This is a genomic window from Amycolatopsis sp. cg13, assembly GCF_041346965.1.
Taxonomy (GTDB): domain Bacteria; phylum Actinomycetota; class Actinomycetes; order Mycobacteriales; family Pseudonocardiaceae; genus Amycolatopsis.
This window is the reverse complement of record NZ_CP166848.1, coordinates 6,307,061-6,323,995: the sequence shown is the minus strand read 5'-3', so window position 1 is coordinate 6,323,995 and position 16,935 is coordinate 6,307,061. Positions and strand designations below refer to the sequence as shown.

The 16,935-nt window shown below is 69.2% G+C and carries 20 protein-coding genes; 8 read left to right on the top strand and 12 right to left on the bottom strand.

Features of this window, described 5'->3' with window-relative positions:
• The first annotated feature begins 70 nt into the window (after positions 1 to 70).
• Genes nhaA through AB5I40_RS29460 form a run of 3 tightly spaced genes read left to right on the top strand, consistent with a single transcriptional unit; the run spans position 71 to position 2,752 of the window.
• Complete coding sequence (gene nhaA / locus AB5I40_RS29470; RefSeq protein WP_370933492.1) at positions 71 to 1,255, top strand: Na+/H+ antiporter NhaA; 1,185 nt, start codon at positions 71 to 73, stop codon at positions 1,253 to 1,255.
• Between the two features lie 59 nt (positions 1,256 to 1,314).
• Positions 1,315 to 1,812, top strand: a complete 498-nt coding sequence (locus tag AB5I40_RS29465) for a phage holin family protein (RefSeq protein WP_116204929.1) — start codon at positions 1,315 to 1,317, stop codon at positions 1,810 to 1,812.
• Positions 1,813 to 1,831: 19 nt separating this feature from the next.
• Positions 1,832 to 2,752: an alpha/beta fold hydrolase gene (locus AB5I40_RS29460; RefSeq protein WP_370940632.1), complete on the top strand. Its 921-nt coding sequence runs from the start codon at positions 1,832 to 1,834 to the stop codon at positions 2,750 to 2,752.
• A gap of 49 nt (positions 2,753 to 2,801) precedes the next feature.
• Here the strand turns inward: AB5I40_RS29460 and AB5I40_RS29455 are convergent, their stop codons facing one another.
• From AB5I40_RS29455 to nth, 4 genes are read right to left on the bottom strand one after another with little or no spacing between them, the layout of a single operon-like run.
• Complete coding sequence (locus AB5I40_RS29455; RefSeq protein WP_370933490.1) at positions 2,802 to 3,986, bottom strand: MarP family serine protease; 1,185 nt, start codon at positions 3,984 to 3,986, stop codon at positions 2,802 to 2,804.
• 7 nt (positions 3,987 to 3,993) lie between these two features.
• The gene (locus AB5I40_RS29450) at positions 3,994 to 4,707 is read right to left on the bottom strand and encodes a CoA pyrophosphatase (protein WP_370933488.1); all 714 of its coding nucleotides are present in this window, start codon (positions 4,705 to 4,707) and stop codon (positions 3,994 to 3,996) included.
• The gene (locus tag AB5I40_RS29445) at positions 4,704 to 5,306 is read right to left on the bottom strand and encodes a TlpA family protein disulfide reductase (RefSeq protein WP_370933487.1); all 603 of its coding nucleotides are present in this window, start codon (positions 5,304 to 5,306) and stop codon (positions 4,704 to 4,706) included. The genes AB5I40_RS29450 and AB5I40_RS29445 overlap by 4 nt, the downstream gene beginning before the upstream one ends.
• The gene (gene nth, locus AB5I40_RS29440) at positions 5,303 to 5,986 is read right to left on the bottom strand and encodes an endonuclease III (protein ID WP_370940631.1); all 684 of its coding nucleotides are present in this window, start codon (positions 5,984 to 5,986) and stop codon (positions 5,303 to 5,305) included. Before nth ends, AB5I40_RS29445 begins: the two co-directional genes overlap by 4 nt.
• A 237-nt stretch (positions 5,987 to 6,223) precedes the next feature.
• Between nth and AB5I40_RS29435 the strand changes: the two genes are divergently transcribed.
• Both AB5I40_RS29435 and AB5I40_RS29430 read left to right on the top strand, forming a co-directional pair.
• On the top strand, positions 6,224 to 6,475 hold the full coding sequence (locus AB5I40_RS29435; protein WP_037369289.1) for a hypothetical protein: 252 nt from the start codon (positions 6,224 to 6,226) through the stop codon (positions 6,473 to 6,475).
• A 159-nt stretch (positions 6,476 to 6,634) separates the two neighbouring features.
• On the top strand, positions 6,635 to 7,309 hold the full coding sequence (locus AB5I40_RS29430) for a Crp/Fnr family transcriptional regulator (RefSeq protein WP_009084463.1): 675 nt from the start codon (positions 6,635 to 6,637) through the stop codon (positions 7,307 to 7,309).
• A gap of 411 nt (positions 7,310 to 7,720) precedes the next feature.
• Here the strand turns inward: AB5I40_RS29430 and AB5I40_RS29425 are convergent, their stop codons facing one another.
• Positions 7,721 to 8,878 carry a glycosyltransferase gene (locus AB5I40_RS29425; RefSeq protein WP_370933485.1) on the bottom strand — a complete coding sequence of 386 codons (1,158 nt, stop codon included), beginning with the start codon at positions 8,876 to 8,878 and terminating at the stop codon, positions 7,721 to 7,723.
• A gap of 92 nt (positions 8,879 to 8,970) precedes the next feature.
• Here AB5I40_RS29425 and AB5I40_RS29420 point away from each other — a divergent pair, with 92 nt between their 5' ends.
• Positions 8,971 to 10,230 carry an MFS transporter gene (locus AB5I40_RS29420; RefSeq protein ID WP_370933483.1) on the top strand — a complete coding sequence of 420 codons (1,260 nt, stop codon included), beginning with the start codon at positions 8,971 to 8,973 and terminating at the stop codon, positions 10,228 to 10,230.
• A gap of 84 nt (positions 10,231 to 10,314) precedes the next feature.
• Entirely contained in the window at positions 10,315 to 11,388 is a 1,074-nt protein-coding gene (gene dnaN, locus AB5I40_RS29415) for a DNA polymerase III subunit beta (protein WP_370933481.1), read from the top strand.
• 615 nt (positions 11,389 to 12,003) lie between these two features.
• On the opposite strand, the gene AB5I40_RS29410 is transcribed toward dnaN, so the two are convergent.
• The 7 genes from AB5I40_RS29410 to AB5I40_RS29380 form a co-directional block, all read right to left on the bottom strand.
• The gene (locus tag AB5I40_RS29410; RefSeq protein WP_043827085.1) at positions 12,004 to 12,258 is read right to left on the bottom strand and encodes a glutaredoxin domain-containing protein; all 255 of its coding nucleotides are present in this window, start codon (positions 12,256 to 12,258) and stop codon (positions 12,004 to 12,006) included.
• On the bottom strand, positions 12,255 to 13,031 hold the full coding sequence (locus AB5I40_RS29405; RefSeq protein ID WP_370933479.1) for an MBL fold metallo-hydrolase: 777 nt from the start codon (positions 13,029 to 13,031) through the stop codon (positions 12,255 to 12,257). The genes AB5I40_RS29410 and AB5I40_RS29405 overlap by 4 nt, the downstream gene beginning before the upstream one ends.
• Complete coding sequence (locus tag AB5I40_RS29400) at positions 13,032 to 13,856, bottom strand: NUDIX hydrolase (protein ID WP_370933477.1); 825 nt, start codon at positions 13,854 to 13,856, stop codon at positions 13,032 to 13,034.
• 189 nt (positions 13,857 to 14,045) lie between these two features.
• Positions 14,046 to 15,233 carry a hypothetical protein gene (locus AB5I40_RS29395; protein WP_370933476.1) on the bottom strand — a complete coding sequence of 396 codons (1,188 nt, stop codon included), beginning with the start codon at positions 15,231 to 15,233 and terminating at the stop codon, positions 14,046 to 14,048.
• 38 nt (positions 15,234 to 15,271) lie between these two features.
• On the bottom strand, positions 15,272 to 15,901 hold the full coding sequence (locus tag AB5I40_RS29390; protein WP_037808399.1) for a hypothetical protein: 630 nt from the start codon (positions 15,899 to 15,901) through the stop codon (positions 15,272 to 15,274).
• Positions 15,901 to 16,356: a RidA family protein gene (locus AB5I40_RS29385; RefSeq protein ID WP_116205785.1), complete on the bottom strand. Its 456-nt coding sequence runs from the start codon at positions 16,354 to 16,356 to the stop codon at positions 15,901 to 15,903. Before AB5I40_RS29385 ends, AB5I40_RS29390 begins: the two co-directional genes overlap by 1 nt.
• 10 nt (positions 16,357 to 16,366) lie before the next feature.
• Positions 16,367 to 16,528 (bottom strand): DUF4177 domain-containing protein, encoded by a 162-nt coding sequence (locus AB5I40_RS29380; protein WP_020664158.1) that lies wholly within the window; start codon positions 16,526 to 16,528, stop codon positions 16,367 to 16,369.
• Between the two features lie 141 nt (positions 16,529 to 16,669).
• Here AB5I40_RS29380 and AB5I40_RS29375 point away from each other — a divergent pair, with 141 nt between their 5' ends.
• Positions 16,670 to 16,918, top strand: a complete 249-nt coding sequence (locus tag AB5I40_RS29375; RefSeq protein WP_370933473.1) for a hypothetical protein — start codon at positions 16,670 to 16,672, stop codon at positions 16,916 to 16,918.
• Positions 16,919 to 16,935: the final 17 nt, after the last annotated feature.

Below are 16,935 nucleotides of genomic sequence, written 5' to 3'. Positions count from 1 at the left end.
GTAAACTGGACATCGGTGTGCCGGGAAGTCTGGTCGGCGGGAGAGCCGCCGTCCCCACAAGGAGTTTTTCGTGACCCCAGCCCGCGCCGTCGCCGAATTCGCCCGTTTCCTCCGCACGGAGACCACTGGCGGACTCATCCTGCTCGGAGCCACCGCGGTCGCGCTGGTCTGGGCCAACTCCCCGCTCGCACCGGCTTACGAGGCGCTGCGCGATTTCCGGATTGGCCCGGAATTCCTGCACCTGAATCTCACCGTCGGAGACTGGGCGAAGGACGGCCTGCTCGCGCTGTTCTTCTTCGTCGCCGGGCTTGAACTCAAACGAGAACTGGTGGTCGGCGAGCTGTCGCGGTGGCGGCAAGCCGTGCTGCCGGTGATCGCCGCGGTCGGCGGGATGGTCGTGCCCGCGGTGCTCGCGCTCTCGATCGCCTGGAACACGCCGGAGGCCGACCGGGCGTGGGCGATTCCGGTGGCCACGGACATCGCGTTCGCGCTCGGCGTGCTCGCGCTGACCGCGTCGAACCTGCCCAGCAGCGCGCGGGTGTTCCTGCTTTCCCTTGCCGTGGTGGACGACCTCGGCGCGATTCTCGTCATCGCGATCCTCTTCACCAGCAGTTTCAACCTGCTCGCGGCGGCGGTCGCGGTGGCCGCGCTCGGGCTTTACGCCTTCCTGCAGCACAAACGCGTCCGCTCGCCGTGGCTGTACGTGCCGCTCGCGCTGATCACGTGGGTCGCGGTGCACTCGGCGGGCATCCACGCGACGATCGCCGGCGTCGCGCTCGGGCTGCTCACTCGCGTCCGCGAGGACGAGGGCGAGGAGGAAGCGCCCGCGGTCCGGCTCGAACACCGCCTGCAGCCGTGGTCAGCGGCCGTCGCGGTGCCGGTGTTCGCCTTGTTCGCCGCGGGAATCTCGGTGAACGGCGAGGCGCTGTCGACGGTCTTCACCACCGCGTTGCCGCTGGCTGTCCTCATCGGACTGGTCGTCGGCAAGTTCGTCGGCATCTTCGGGGCGAGCCTGCTGGCGGTGAAGCTGCACGTGGCGGAAAAGCCCAGCGGAATGAGCTGGCGAGACGTCGCGGCGCTGTCCGTTCTCGGCGGCGTCGGGTTCACCGTCAGCCTGCTGATCGCCGAGCTCGCCCTGCCCGCGGAAGCGGCCGAAGTGGCCAAGGCTGCGGTCTTGATCGCCTCGGCGATCGCCTCGCTGACGGCCGCCGTACTGCTCTTGCGGCGCAGCCGAGTACACGCGAAGGCGGCTTGATCCCGACACTCCCGCCGGTCCGTCGCGCCTCGCATACGGTCACGTGGCACGATGACCCAGTGAGCAGCCCCAAACACGAGCGCACCAGCCCCGACGGCGTGGGGGCCGTGCCGTACCTGCCCCTGTCCAGCGACGAGGAAGCCGCGGCGAGCGAGCAGTCCATCGGCAAGCTCGTCGGCGACGCCACCCAGCACCTGTCGACGCTGGTCCGCGCCGAAATCGAGCTGGCGAAAGCCGAGCTGGCGCAGGAAGCGAAGAAGGCGCTCAAGGGGACGGTCTTCTTCCTGATCGCCCTCACCGTCTTTCTGTACAGCACCTTCTTCCTGTTCCTGCTGATCGCCGAGGGTCTGTCGGACTGGTGGGGCATCCGCTGGCCCGCGTTCGCGACGGTGTTCGGCCTGATGCTGGTCACCGTGGGCGCGACCGCGTTCCTCGGCTGGCGCAAGGTGAAGAAGCTGCGCGCGCCGGAGCGCACCATCAGCAGCGTCAAGGAGACGGCTGAGGCGTTCAAGCGCAAGCCCGCCGAAGACGACGACCTGCCCTCGACGCAGGGCTGACGCCAGCCCTCGCGCAGTGGTGGAGCTGACGCCGGACCCGTCGAGCGTGCGGGTCGACGGCCCATGGACGCATCGCGACGTCTCGGCCAACGGCATCCGCCTGCACGTAGCCGAATGCGGCGAGGGCCCGTTAGTGCTGCTCCTGCACGGCTTCGCCGGCTTCTGGTGGAGCTGGCAGCACCAACTGCCCGCACTGGCCGACGCCGGTTTCCGCGCGGTAGCGGTAGATCTGCGCGGCTACGGCGACTCAGATAAGCCTCCCCGCGGCTACGACGCCTGGACCCTGGCGGGTGACGTCGGCGGCCTGATCAAGGCCCTGGGCGCCCGCCGGGCACACCTGGTCGGCCACGCCTGGGGCGGCATGCTCGCCTGGACTGTCGCCGCCCTGCACCCGCGTCTCGTGTCCTCAGTAACCGCCATCGGCGCTGCGCATCCCCTGGCGTTCAAGTCAGCGGTGAAGCGCACCAGCAGCCAAATCCGCGCAGTCGGCCACCTTTTCCGCTTCCAGGTCCCGATGGCCCCAGAGAAATGGCTGGTCCGCGACAACGCGGCGGCCGTGGAAGAACTCTTCGCCAAATGGTCCGGCGAGCCTTGGCGGTCCTCTTCGGACTTCACCGAGACGATGCCCGCCTTCCGCCAAGCGATGCTGGTCCCAGGCGTCGCCCACTCCGCCCTGGAGTACTACCGCTGGGCCTTCCGCGCCCAGTTCCGCGGCGAAGGCAGGCGCTTCACCGACGCCGTCGAGGGCCGCATCGCCGCCCCAGTACTGCAGTTGCACGGCGCGGACGACACCTGCATCCTCCCGGAAACCGCACTGGCGTCAGTCCACTGGGCAGGCCCGCACAGCGAACCCAAAATCTGGCCGGGCATCGGCCACTTCCCCCACCTGGAAGACCCAACCCGGGTAACGAAATCCGTAGTGGACTTCATCAGTACGTGAGGGCCACCCTGAGGAACTCTGATTCCCTCAGGGTTCCCCTCACGACCTCTCAATTCGCACAAGCCCCAGTAGCAACCCGAGCAGTCTGCGACGGAGCAGCATCAACCTCACTACGCACCTGATCCGCAGTCAACGTAAACCCAGTATCCGGATCCTCAACCGCAGCCCCGAAAACCACGCCGATGACATCCCCGTCAGGAGTAATCATCGGCCCCCCAGAGTTCCCGCTCCGCACAGTCCCGCGAACGGTGAACACATCCCGCTGCACAGTATTAGCGTCGTAAATATCCGGCCCCCGCAAGTTAATCCGCGTCCGAACCCGAGCAGGTGTAGCGGTATAAGGCCCATCCAGCGGATACCCAAGCACCACCGCATTATCCCCAGCCTTCGCGGTCTGCGACGCGAACGGCAACACCGGAGCCTTCAACCCAGGCACCGCCAACACGGCAACATCAACCTCAGGATTGAAATAAACAACCCGAGCCCGATAATCCCCCGAAGTCGACTCAATCCCGACCTCATCAGTCCCCGCCACCACATGCGCGTTAGTCATAACCCGCTGCGGCGCAACCACAAACCCACTGCCTTCAAGCGCCCGTGAACAAGACGGCGCATTCCCCCGAATCTTCACCACACTGGGATGCACCCGCTTAGCCACCGCGGACACATTCAACGAAGTATCCGGCGGCGGCGTATCCGCGGAAGGAGCCTTCTCGAACGGCGACAACGCAGACGGAAACCCAGACGCATCCAGCAACTTCCGCAAATCACTGGGAAGTCCCTGCGCCTCAGCAGGCATCAGGTCATTGACCTCGCCCAGCACCACCGACGAATTGATCGACTTAGCCAACCCAGGAATCGCCGACACGGTCGTCAGCGGATTCGCCACCAACCAAGCAACCACGAACACCGCAGCGGCCTGCAAGATCGCGCCAAGAGTCTTGTCGATACCGGAAAGCTTGTCCGGTTTGATCTTCTGCCGCAGCTTCCGCCCAACCCACACCCCGAGCGTCTCGCCAAGCACGATCAGAAACACAACCACCGCGAACGCGAACGCCACCTTCGCCACGGGACTGTCGAAGAGGCTGATCACGAACGGTGCCAGCTTCACCCCGGCCACCGCGCCCAGCGCGACGCCTACGAGCGCGGGCAGCGCGACGATCACGCCCTGGAACGCGCCGGAAACCGCCGCCATGACCGCGAGCAGCAGGACGACGACATCGACCCAGTTCACCGCGCCGTCACTCCTCGATACTGCCGTCCCGGACCGCCGACCGGCCCTGATGTTCGGCCCACGCTACGTCAAGCTCGCGCACATCGCCGGTGTCCCACGCCCGTTCCCAGCCGCCGAGCGACAGCAGCACGGACAGCAGACCAGCGGTGAAACCCCACACGAACAGGCCGTCAACGGTGAACGCGGGCCCCCGCCACGACGCGTCGCCGCGGCGCACGGTGAACCGATTCGCCGGGTCCGCGAGATCGGCCAGCGAGACCCGCGCGACCGCCGCTGTCTCGGCCGGATCGACCGCGCGCACCGGCGACGGGGTGTGCCAATGCGCCAGCACCGGCGTGACCGCGAACCTCGACACCGGCACGAACAGCTCCGGCAGCACCGCGACCGGCAGGATCCCCGACGGATCGACGCCGGTCTCCTCCTCGGCCTCGCGCAAGGCCGTGCCGACCGGGCCGTCGTCGCCGTCCTCCGCGCCGCCACCAGGGAACGAGACCTGACCGGCGTGCGAGCCCAGGGTGTCCGCGCGGCGCTGCAACAGGACGTCCGGACCGTCGCCACCAGGCCGTTCGCCGAACAGGATCAGCACCGCGGCGGCACGGGTGAGCAGGTCTTCCGGCGGGCTGAACCGGGTGAACGTGCGGCTGTCGACCTCGGCGGACACCTTCACCAGCGGCCGAAGCCATTCCGGCACGGCTTCGGGTTCGACGAGCGGTCCGGTCATGAGTAGTCCTTCACAGCAGCGCGCACCTGGTCAGTGTTGTCGAACAACCGCGGGTTCGCGATGAACCGGACCTGGCCGTCCGCGGTGACCAGGTACGACGCGGGCAACGACGAGGGCGCCTTGAGCGCGGTGCGGATGGGACCGGTCTGGCCGTCGCCGTCATAAAGCGACGGAAGATGCACACCGAGTCGCGTGAACAAGCCCAGCCCGTCGGCGGCCGGGCTCGCGACCTGCACGCCGACCACGCGCACCGCGCCCGGCTCGGCGGCGTACCGCTGCAGCACCGGCAATTCCGTGCGGCACGGCTGGCACCAGGACGCCCACACGTTGACCAGCACCGGACCGCCGCCGAGGACCTTGCCGACGTCCACCCGGGAACCGTCGCCGAGGCAGTCCGCCTCGATCCCGGAGAGCTGGCCGACCTCCTTCGCCGCGGCGGGCGGGCAAGCCTGGAGCTTCGCCGCCCCGCGCGCGGCAGTGAGGTCGCCGGAAGCGGGTGGCGCGGAAGTCGCGTCGCCGCCGCGCAGCGTCAGGACCGCGACCAGCGCGGCCACCGCCAGCACCGCGACCCCGAGCGCCCATTTGGTGACTGCAGTCACCCGCGCGCCGCCAGCTCGAGGATGTGGTCCTTCTCCGGGCCTTTGACGAGCTTCGCGGCCACTTCGAACTCAGTGGGCCCAGCGCCGAACGAGGGGCAGTCCTTGCGCAGCGGACACGCGCCGCAGGCCGGTTTCCGCGCGTGGCACACGCGGCGGCCGTGGAAAATCACGCGGTGGGACAGCATCGTCCACTCTTTCCGCGGGATCAGCTCGCCGACCGCGTGTTCGACCTTGACCGGATCCTCTTCAGCGGTCCAACCCCAGCGCCGCACGAGACGGCCGAAGTGAGTGTCCACTGTGATTCCAGGCACGTCGAAAGCGTTGCCGAGCACGACATTCGCGGTCTTGCGGCCGACGCCGGGCAGCGTGACGAGGTCGTCCAGTTTCTTCGGCACCTCGCCGTCGTAGCGCTCCACGAGCGCCGCGCCGAGCCCCATCAGCGAATTCGCTTTCGCCCGGAAAAACCCGGTCGTGCGCAGGTATTCCTCGAGTTCGGAACGCTCGGCTCCGGCGTAATCGGCCGCGGTGCGGTACTTCGCGAACAACGCGGGCGTGACCAGGTTCACCCGCACGTCCGTGGTCTGCGCCGACAACACCACCGCGACCAGCAGTTCCAGCGGATTCGTGAAGTCCAGCTCGGCCTTCGCGTCCGGATAAACCTCGTCGAGGCAACGTTTCATCCGCCGGGCGCGTCTCACGAGGGCGAGCCGGCTTTCTTCGCGGTCCGCGCGGGGCCCGTTCGGGACAACAGGGGGCACCCCGATAGCCTACGGGCGAGTCGGACGAGCCGGTCGGGAGCATCCGCCGGTGGACGGCCGAACCGCCAGAGCACCACCTCTGCGGGCCGCGCGCCCGCCCTGAGCGAGGATCTGGAGATCCATGACCGAGTGCGTCACCGACAACAGCGGAGCTGTGGCATGACCGTGTGGTTCGTGATCTTGGTCCCGCTGGTGATCATGTTCTTCGCGTTGTTCATGGAGCGGGTCGAGAGCAGGCTCAAGCACGTCGCGGTCCAGGAGAACGAGGTCGAGGAGTTCCTGGAGCAGGCTCAGCCCAACGAGGTCAGGGCCCTTTACGGGCACGGGATCGGCCGCGCGCTCGAGCTGTTCCGGCTTCGCCGGCTCGGCGGACGGGCAGCCAGGCTACGCGCGCGCAAGGTGCGGAGTTAGGCTGCTCAGTCGGACGTGATCGTTCCAGGCAGCCGCGCCCGGCGCGGCGAGCCGACGAGCGATCTGCCCGACACGCCCTAGACTGACGCGAAAGTGATCGGCGACACTGCCTTCGGCCTGCGAAGGAAGTGATCGTTTCTCGACGAGGAGGCACCCGAGGTGGACGAAACCCTGGCCCGTGCGGGCATTTTCCAGGGTGTGGAGCCGGCAGCGGCGGAGGCGCTGGCCCAGACCTTGGAATCCGTGGAGTTCCCCCGCGGCCATGTCATCTTCAACGAGGGCGAGCCGGGCGACCGGCTGTACATCATCCAGTCCGGCAAGGTGAAGATCGGCCGCAAGTCCCCGGACGGCCGCGAGAACCTGCTGTGGATCGCCGGTCCGTCCGACATGTTCGGCGAACTGTCCATCTTCGACCCCGGCCCGCGCACGTCCGGCGCCACGACGGTCACCGAGGTCCGCGCGGTCACCATGGACCGCCCGGCGCTGCGGCAGTGGATCGCCACCCGCCCGGAGATCGCCGAGCAGCTGCTGCGAGTGGTCGCGCGCCGGCTGCGCCGCACGAACAACATGGTCGCGGAACTGATCTTCACCGACGTCCCCGGCCGCGTGGCGCGTGCGCTGCTGCAGCTGGCGCAGCGCTTCGGCAGCCAGGAGGCGGGCCTGCTGCGGGTCACGCACGACCTGACGCAGGAAGAGATCGCCCAGTACGTCGGCGCGTCCCGCGAGACCGTCAACAAGGCGCTGGCCGACTTCGCCCACCGCGGCTGGCTGCGGCTCGAGGGCAAGAGCGTCCTGATCCTGGACCCGGAGCGGCTCGCTCGTCGCGCCCGCTGATCTTCCCCCGAGTGGGTTAATCCGCACGGGTTTTTCGAAGGCCACCTCCTACTGGGGGTGGCCTTCGTGCAGCTATCCCCCACAAGAGCGGCATTCCGCTCGCGCCCCGTGTCGCCGCCGGTTTCCGCGCGTCCGGCCAGGAAAATGACAAGGAGCCGGGCGCCACCCCCGACGTGGCGCACCGGCTCCTCGCCTGCGCACGGATCATCCCCCGACGACCCGCGCTCCCCGCCCTCCGGACCAGGCCCCGACCCATATGCCGGAGGGAGCTGGGTGCTGCAGTGCTGTCAGCCCGCAGGCGGGCTGTCGTTCAACCATCACGGCCAAAACTCACGAATTCAAGGCCATTCACCCTCAAGGACGCCAAGACCGCGTCTTCGTTGCACTAGTTCACGAAGAATCCAGCTGCTGTTACCGGATCGAGACCTCTAGTTCGCGCAACCGCGCCACCACCGCCGCCGGAGCGGGCTGCCCGGCGATCTGGGCGGCGAGGGACTCGGCGGACGCCCGGTACCTTCGATCGCCGAGCACCGTCTGGACCGCGTCGAGAATTCCGTCGCCGGAGTCGGCCACGATTCCGGCTTCCGCCGCCCGCACCTGCGCGGCGACTTCGAAATGATCAGACGCCAGCGGCGAAACCACGAGCGGCACCCCGTGCGCGAGCGCGCCGAGAACGGTCGCCGAACCGCCGTGGCAGACCACCGCGTCGACCGCGGGCAGCAGCTGGGTCTGCGGCACGAACTGCTCGATCCGCACGTGGTCCGGCGGCTCGCCGAAGCGGCTGGCATCACCGTCCCGGCCGATCGTCACCACGACGTTCACCGGCTCGTCGCGCAGGGCGGCGACCATTCCTTCCAGCACGCCTGGTCGCGAGTTGTGGGTGGTGCCGAGGGTGACGTAGACGGTCCGGTCGTACGGCAGCCCGTCGAGCACCGACGGACGCGGACCAGGCGTCGGGACCACGTCAGCGGGCAGGAGCGGCCAGCGCGTCGGGTACTCCCACGGGACGTCGGCCGGGCTCAGTCCCTCGGGCCAGAAGTCCAGGTAGGGCACGGCGTCGCGCGGCGGCAAGCTGTCGAGACCTCGCTGGCGGACCAGACCGTTCGCGACTTCCCAGGCCCGCTCCATCGTCGCGGCGGACTTCGGCGGGCCGATCGCGTGCATCGCGTACGGGACGCCGGCCAGGCACGCAGCCATCACAGCCGCGCGTTCGGCGAGGTTCGCGATGATGAAATCGGGCCGCCAGTCGCGGACGAACTCGACCATGTCGTCGAGCCGTGCGGCCGCGCCGAGGCCGACCAGGTACTCGGCGACCAGGTGGGAGAGCCGCTCGTCGGCGGTCATCCCGGCCATCTCCTCGCGGGCCCGTTGCCACATCGCGGACGCGGCGGCAGGATCGCTCGGCCGTCCTACGGAGACGGCCTGCAGCCCGGTGTTTTCTAGATACCGCACGGCTTCCGGACCGGTCACGAACGCGACCTCGTCCCCGGCTTTCCGTGCTGCCTGGGCGAGCGGCAGCATCGGCGCGATATGGCTGTACCCAGCTCCGGAGGAGAACATCAGCCGCATCGCGCGAGCGTAGCGACTGACCCGATCGGGCGTGACCAAGACGACCAGAAAATTACTGGTACCTCCGTACCAATTTCGCCATACTAGTACGCGTGTCCCAGTCTGCCCATTCCGAAGGCCGCACCACGCTCGCCGACTACCGTGCCGCGCTGACCGCTCCTGGCTCTCGCGGCCCGGTGATCGCGTCGATCCTTGCCCGGCTCCCGATCGCGATGATCGGCATTTCCGCGCTGCTGTACGTGCAGCGCGAAACCGGTTCGTTCGCCGCGGCCGGGCTGGTCTCGGCGAGTTCGCTCGCCGGGGTCTCGGTGGGCGCGGTCGTGCAGGGCAGGCTGATCGACCGGTTCGGGCCGAGCCGCCCGCTGCTGATCGTCGCCGCCGTGTTCGCGCTGTCGATGGCGTCGCTGGCGGTCGCGATCGAGGCGCATCTGCCGACGTTCGCGCTGATCCCGCTGGCCGCCGCGACCGGGCTTTCGGAACCGATGGTCGGCTCGGCGTCGCGGGCGCTGTGGACGAAAATCCTGCCGGAAGGGCCTGCCCGCAACGCCGCGCTGTCGTACGAGGCGATCAGCATGGAGGTCTTCTTCATTCTCGGCCCCGGCATCGCGGGCCTGCTGATCACCGCGCCGTGGGCGGGCACCGGCATGGTCGTCGGCTCGATCACCATGGTCACCGGCGCGGTGCTGTTCGCGCTGAACCCGACCGTGCGCGCGTGGGGTCCGGCCCCGAAGGCCAAGACGCCGCTGCTCGGCGCGCTGGCCAGCCCCGGGATGCGGACGCTTGCCTTGGCAGCGCTCGGTTTCGGCATGGTGATCGGGTTCGTGGAGGTCGCCGTTCCGGCCGCCGCAACGGAATCCGGCCACCCCTCGTTGAGCGGTTTGCTGCTGTCGGCGTGGTCGCTGAGCTCGGTGGCGTTCGGCGTGGCCTACAGCCTGCACCCGTGGCCGCGCCGCCTCGGCCTGCGGTTGCCGGTATTGCTGGGCGGATTCGGCGCTTTCGTTGCGCTGCTTGCCCTTCCGTCGAGCCTGTGGGCCTTGGCGCTGCTGATGCTGCTGGCCGGCGCGATGATCACGCCCCAATCGACGACCCATTCCGCGGCGATCGAGGTCGTCGCCCCGCGCGGCACCGCGGCCGAGGCGTTCGGGTGGGTCCTCACGGCGGTCACGCTGGGTCTCGCGGCCGGGCAGTCGGTGAGTGGTTACCTGGTCGAGCATTCCGGGACCGCTTCGGCATTCTTGGCCGCCGGTGTTGCTGGTGTCGCGTTGGCTGGCGTGGTGTGGCTGCTGCGCGGGACCGTGCGGGCTGGTTCGCCCGCGGTTGCTGACCCCGCTCTCGTTGGGGCTGCAGGCTAGGCGTCTCGCGCCCACGCTGGCCTTTCCGCAGCTCAACTGCCTTGGCTCGCGTTTTTGTCGGTGGTCGCCGTTACGTTGCGTGGCATGGATCTCACTTCTTTCGTACGGCCGCTAGCGGCGGTCGTAACTGCCGCCAGCCGACTCCTCTCGAGACAAGCCCGTCTGCGCTTGCGGGCGAACGCTGCCGGTCTCGTCGTGTCCGGCAACGACCGCGACCTGGCCGTCCAGCTGTCCTGCCCAGCGACGACGCATCTCGACGGCGAAGTCGTAGTGCCAGCCGCACCGTTCGCCGAAACGGTCCGCATGCTGGACGTCGACCAAGTCCGGCTGTGTGTCGAAGGGACCCGCCTCGCGATCCGAACAGACAATGCCCGCTTCGCCCTGCCCCTGCTGGACCGCGACCTGCTGCACGATCCGGCACCGCCCCCTCTGCTGTCCAAAGTGGACGGCACTGCTCTCGCCGCAGCTTTACGCACCGTCGCAGGCACCGCCGCAAAAGACGACCCGCTCCCGGTCTTCACCGGTGTACGCGTGCAGTCGGTTGGCGACGAGTTATGCCTGACAGCTTCAGACCGCTACCGAATGGCTGTAGCCCGCCTGCCACTTCGGGAGGTCCTGGAGCCCATCGACGTGTTGGTCCCAGCCACTCTGTTGACCGAAGCGGCCCGCCACAGCTCCGGCGCGATGGGACTGCACGCCGACACCGGCCACTTCGCCCTGAGCTGGCCCGGCGGCACCGTGACGACGGCAGTCCTGGACGCAGGCTTCCTGTCCGCAGACGCAATCCCATCGGACGCGGTCGACACGGAAGTCGAGGTGGGTGCCGACGAACTAGCCGCCGCCATCCGCCGAGTCGGCGTCTACTCCGAAGACCGCCGCGTCCTGACCCTGGAAGTCGGCGACGCACACCTCCGCCTGGCCAGCACGCGCCAAGACACCGGCGAAGCAGAAGAACACCTGAAGGCAAACGTTTGCGGCGGCCGGACGTCACCGTCCTTCCAAGCCCGCTACCTCCTGGACGCACTAGCCCCGTTCACCGGAGAACGAATACGACTGGCGATCCAACCGGGAATGCGAGCCTGCGTCCTGACCCCGGCTGATGAGGACGGACGGGAGGTGAGATTGAAGTACTACCTGATGCCATTGCTGCCTCGGTGACCTGCGCTCGCTGAGGCTGGTTCGGGCAGACGGGCGAGATGCGATCCAGGGTCGCCGCGGTCCGGCCGCACGGTGACGGGCCCGCTGCGGGGCACTGCCGGAGCGAGCGGGAGCCAAGCCGGATTGGGCTGGGATGCGCTTGTGCCGGGAGCGAGGCTGAGCCGAATCGGCCTGAGTTGGCTGCGCCGCGCGGAGCGGGACCGGGCTGGGCGGGGTCACGCCGGTACCGGTTTGCGGCAGTCTCTCCTGCGGCCGACGGCACCGCGAGGACGGGTGCGCGGCGAAGAGCTTGCTGCTCCCGCCTGCGGAGGCACCCAGGCCGGTGCAGGCTGCAGCAAACCCCGAGGAGCCGCGCCTGCGCCGCAGCGCGCCCAAGCCAGCCGAGTCTGCGCCATGGCATCCCGAGCAAGCCAGGCCTGCGCCACGGCGTCCCGAGCAAGCCGCGCCTGCGCCATGGCACCCGAGCGAGCCGCGCCTCTGCCATGGCATCCCGAGCAAGCCGGGAGCAACCCGGCCTTCCCGGTGCGCCCGAGGCAAGCCCACGAGAGCCCCACGAGCCAGCCCCGCTCGCTCGCGGAGCGCAAGGAAGCCGCCCCAGCGCGCCTGGAACCGCCCTCAGGCAGCCGTTTCCGCGGCCACCGCGGCCTTGACCTCGTCGAAAGTCGGGTTCACCAGCGCGGTCGACCCGACGATCACCGTGGGCACCGTCTCGTTCCCGTTCGCCACCTCGCGCACTCGCTCGGCCGCACCAGGCTCTTCCCAGATGTTGATTTCCCGCACCGGCAGGCCGCTCTCCAGCAGGGGGCGGCGCAGGGCCGAGCAGAAGCCGCAGCCTGGGCGCCAGTAGAACTCGACCTCGACGTTGCTCATTGTCCGTCCTCCGAAGAAGCCCGTAGGTAGTCCAGTTGTGCGCGCACGCTCGCCTCGGCCGGAGCCCACAGCGCGCGGTCGACGTCGGCGTAGACGACCTCCACCACTTGCCGCGGCGTCGCGTCTTCGCCGAGCGTTCGCAAGGCGGAACGCACCTGATCCAGGCGCTGTTCCCGGTGCGCCAAATACTCCCGTGCGGTCTCGGGCAGATCCGGCAGCTCCGGACCGTGGCCGGGCAGGCCTGGCGTGCCGGCGGGCAGGGCGATCAGTTTGCGCAGCGAGCGCAGGTAGTCGCCAAGGTCGTGCAGGACCGTCGTGCCTCGGCCGAGGATGGTGTCTCCGGTCAGGATCTGGCCTGCTACCAGCAGCGACACCGAATCGTCGGTGTGGCCGGGGGTGTGCAGGACGGTGAAGTCCAGGCCGCCCGCCGTGATGACATCACCGTCGGCGAAGGGGGGTGCGTCGATGCAGAGGGAAGGGTCGAAGGCTCGGACGGGCGCGCCCGTTTTCGAGGCGAACCACGGTGCGCCCTCGGCGTGATCCGGGTGGTGGTGCGTCAGCAGGATCAGCTCGACGGGGCCAACCCCCGCGAGTTTTTCCAGGTGGTCCAGGTCGTGGTAGCCGGGGTCGACGACTACGGAAGCGGCAGCGTCGCCACCGCGCAGGATCCAGGTGTTGGTTCCCTCCAACGTCATCGTCGACGGGTTGTTCTCCAACAGCACCGACGCGGTCTCGGAAACACGGCGCAGCACGCCATAAGCAGGAGCGGTCACTCAGGACTCCGAAGTATCGAGGACAACGCGGATGTTCTCGCCGTCCCGGACCAGGGTCGGCACGGTCTTCACGATCTCGCGCGGCTCGGCGAGCACCGCGTCGGCCTCGGAAAACTCGGCGAGTTCGACAAGGGTCAGCCAGGTCGGCGGCATGAGTGTGCGACGGCCTTCGCGTGCGTCCGCGACCGCCTCCGCGGGCGGTTGCCAACCGGCGGCAGCGGCTTCGGAGGTCGCGCCGTCCGCGCGCTGACCTTCAGGCAGCTTCGCGACGAAGAAGCGGGTGTCGTATCGACGCTGCTCCTGCGGCGGCGTGACCCAGTGCGCGTACGGGTGCAGCAGGTCCGCGCGCAAGGTGAGCCCGGCGTCGGCGAGGAAGCCGGCGAGCGAGATTTCCCGTGATTCCAAGGCTTTTCGCGCTTCGTGATACGGCGCGACGTCGGCGACCACCGCGTCCTCGGTCCCGGCCAGCAGCACGCCGGACTCCTCGAACGTCTCCCGCACCGCGGCGCACACGAGCGCGCGGGCGAGGCTTTCGTCGCAGGTGAACTGCTCGGCCCACCACGACGGCGGCGGCCCGGCCCACGCCACGGACGCGTCGGCGTCGCGCGGGTCCACGCCACCACCCGGGAACACAGTCATCCCGCCAGCGAACGCCATGCCCATCACGCGGTGCTGGAGAAAGACCTCCACGCCGGGCGAAGTGTCTCGCAGCAGGATCACCGTGGCGGCGTCCTTCGGGGTCGCCGGCGGGCCATCCGCGTTGTCCCGGATCGCGATGCCGGGACGGGCGGGGATGTCGAAAACGAATTCACGCGGCCGTTCCACCCGGGCAACATACCTCGCAATCCGTACGCGTCGCGGATTACTTGTGTCACCTCACGACAGTCCCGAGCCAGCCCAAAGCCGCCGTCTCACGGTCGCCGAAAGCCGTGAAGGACCCAGCGGCCCTCAACGGACCGAAACAGCGAAGGGCCCCTCGCCGGAATCGCGAGGGACCCTTCACCGAACAAAAAGTCAGGACCAGTGCTGGTCCCCGCCGGAACGAGACGCGCCGTTGAGCCGCAACCGGGCGGCCTCGGCGCGTTCGCGCTCGGCCAGTTCCTCGTGCAGCTCGCGCAACAGGGCACGGTCGCGTTCGGACAGGCTCGGGTCGTCCAGATCCAGCGCGGGCAGCTCGACCACCTCGTGCATGCTCGGCTTGCCCGCGGCGATCTCGCGGCCCTTCTCCGGATCCTCGGCCAGCGCGCGCCGCAGCTGCGCCACCTCGGACGGCGTCAGGTCCGACGTGCGCTCGGCGCGCGTCTCCGACCCGGCAGTCCGCGGACGCTCCGAAGACGCGGCGGGCTCAGCCGCCGGCTCCGGCATCGCGACCGGTTGTGCGGGCACGGCCTGCACGATCGGCACCACCGGCGCGACCGGTACCACCGGCTCCGCGGCGGCTACCGGCTCCGGCTCGGGCTGCCGGTGCCCGTGGCGGCTCGGGGCTTCCGAGACCGGTTCGGGAACCGGGGCCGAAGCGGGTGCCGGGGCACTGCGCTGCGGCGTCGGTTCCGGCCGGTAGTCCGGGGCCGAATGCGTGCTGCCGGTGACCCACACCGGGCTCGCGACAGCACCCGCGGCCTGGTGGTAATCCGACTGCGGGATCCCCGGGCCGCTCACCTCGACGACCGAACGGATGCCCGCCCGGCGCAACGCGGTGTCGACGCGGAACGCGACCGCGGGCGGATTGCCCTCCGGACCCAGCTCGACCAGCACGACCCGCTGCGGCAACGCGCCCGGCACGCTGCCCGCCGGGGTGTTGCGCCACACCGCGTGCACGGAACGCACGTCGGGCAGCACCTGCAGGGTGCGGTCGAGCGCTTCGGCGAGACCGAACTCGGGCTGGTTGTCGCCCGTGAACCGGTGCGTGTGCATCGGCTCGTGGTCGGTGACCAGCAGATCGTTCGCGAGCGTCGCGTCCGACCGGCTCATCTCGAGGACCAGCGCCAGCTCGCGCTGTTCGGCCTCGCTCACCCCGATCCGGCCCGCGATCAACGTGCCGGTGGTGAGTTCCACCGCCTCGTCGATGTGGGCCCGGGCGATCAGTTCCCGCGCTTCGGTAAGCGCGCTGTCGTCGATGCGGCCCGCCAGGGCCAGCAACAAGTTATGCAGGCGCAGGGGCACCGAGAACCCGTCCATCGGGCCGTCGTGAACCTCCACCATGGCTCTGCTCCTCCCAGCTCGCCTGGCGGCAACGAGCGTTAAGCGGCGACAAGTCGATGACCGGCGCCCGCGGCGCCTACGCAGACCAGCTCGGACTCGGCGAGCGCGGCCCGGTGGTACCCGGGAAGGTCGAAGCGCGGCGGGATGACCTCGACGCTGGGTTCCTCGTCCCCCATGACCCGCAGCACCCGCTGCAGTTCACCGGTGAGCCGGGGCTGTCCCGCAGTCGCCGTCACCAGCAGGACACGCTTCGCCCCGCCCTCGCCGGAAGCGCCGAGGCGCCGCCAGCTCTGCCGTACTTCCCCCACATCCGCGCGTCCACGCAACGTCGCGTGGAGCAAGACGGACACAGAGTCGACGGAGTTCACCCATTCGGGCGCACTCTGCGTGAATGTGTACCTGGTCTCGGTGACGTCGTCTACCCCCAGGGTGGAACTCACCTGGTGCCAGTCGGCGCCGTGCGGGATCAGACCGGCCACGAGCAGGCGGTACTCCGCCTGGTCCAAATCGATCCTGTGCTTGAGCAAAGACCTCGGCAGGGTCCGCGCGAGCGTCCCCATCGCGCCTTCGCCGAGCCAGTCGCGGAACCGCCACAACAGCTGGTCCGGCGTGCGGCCGGCGAGCCGCAGCAGCAGTTCGTGCAGGGACTGTTCGATGTCGGGGTCCATCACTCCACCTCCACGATCAGTTCGACTTCCACCGGCGAAGCGATCGGAAGCTCCGCGACGCCGACGGCCGACCGGGCGTGCACCCCGGCGTCGCCGAAGATCTCGCCGAGCAGCTCGGACGCCCCGTTCACGACCGCGGGCTGGCCGGTGAAGCCCTCCGCGGAGGCGACGAAACCGACCACCTTGACAATCCGGACAACAGAGTCAATGCCGACGAGGGCGTGCACCGCGGCGAGCGCGTTCAGCGTCGCCGTGCGGGCGTGGCCCTTGGCTTCCTCCGGGCTGACCTCGCCGCCGACCTTGCCGGTCGCGGCGAGCGCGCCGTCAACGAAAGGCAGCTGGCCGGAGGTGTAGACGTGCGAGCCGGTGCGCACGGCCGGCACATACGCGGCCAGTGGTGCGGCGACTCCGGGCAGTTCGATTCCGAGTTCGGCGAGCCGGTCGCTCCAGGTCAACGCCGCCCCCTCAGCTCTTCGGCCGCTTCAGGTACGCGACGTGCTGCTCGCCGCTCGGGTTGGGCAGCACGGTCACCAGCTCCCAGCCGTCCTCGCCCCACTGGTCGAGAATCTGCTTCGTAGCGTGGATCAGCAGCGGGACGGTGGCGTACTCCCATTTGGTCGCACTCATGACTCGGGAGCGTAACCAAGCGGGCAAGGCCCCTCCGGACCGCCGCCGCCGAAAGCCCGTCACCCGTCCAGGGCAACGCCTGGCTAGGCCGGGCGAGTGTGGGTCAGTTCACATCCGATCGTCGCTCGCTAGCGTGGGCACGTGGAGACCTGGCGGATCGTCGCGACCGTGCTGCTCGCCGTTGCCGGACTGCCGCTCGTGCTGGCCGTGATGGCCAAAGCCAGGGACCGGAAGAACGACTCCGGGCACGTGGCCGTGTCCGGCGCGGTCACCCTCACCGGGCTGATCGTGGTGGCAGTGCTCACGCTGACGGTGCTGCCCGCCCTGGTGACCTGGATCGTCGTCGCGGCGGTCGCGGCTGCGGTCAGCGTCATGATGCTGGCCAGCTGAGCACCGGTTTAGTGTTG

What these genes read in the sequence shown, in the direction of transcription:
- AB5I40_RS29450 (WP_370933488.1), bottom strand. Translation starts at nt 4,707, where the DNA reads ATGACCGGACCGCTCGTCGAACCCGAAGCCGTGCCGGAATGGCTTCGG.
- nth (WP_370940631.1), bottom strand. Translation starts at nt 5,986, where the DNA reads ATGAAACGTTGCCTCGACGAGGTTTATCCGGACGCGAAGGCCGAGCTG.
- AB5I40_RS29435 (WP_037369289.1), top strand. Translation starts at nt 6,224, where the DNA reads ATGACCGTGTGGTTCGTGATCTTGGTCCCGCTGGTGATCATGTTCTTC.
- AB5I40_RS29425 (WP_370933485.1), bottom strand. Translation starts at nt 8,878, where the DNA reads ATGCGGCTGATGTTCTCCTCCGGAGCTGGGTACAGCCATATCGCGCCG.
- dnaN (WP_370933481.1), top strand. Translation starts at nt 10,315, where the DNA reads ATGGATCTCACTTCTTTCGTACGGCCGCTAGCGGCGGTCGTAACTGCC.
- AB5I40_RS29410 (WP_043827085.1), bottom strand. Translation starts at nt 12,258, where the DNA reads ATGAGCAACGTCGAGGTCGAGTTCTACTGGCGCCCAGGCTGCGGCTTC.
- AB5I40_RS29395 (WP_370933476.1), bottom strand. Translation starts at nt 15,233, where the DNA reads ATGGTGGAGGTTCACGACGGCCCGATGGACGGGTTCTCGGTGCCCCTG.
- AB5I40_RS29390 (WP_037808399.1), bottom strand. Translation starts at nt 15,901, where the DNA reads ATGGACCCCGACATCGAACAGTCCCTGCACGAACTGCTGCTGCGGCTC.
- AB5I40_RS29380 (WP_020664158.1), bottom strand. Translation starts at nt 16,528, where the DNA reads ATGAGTGCGACCAAATGGGAGTACGCCACCGTCCCGCTGCTGATCCAC.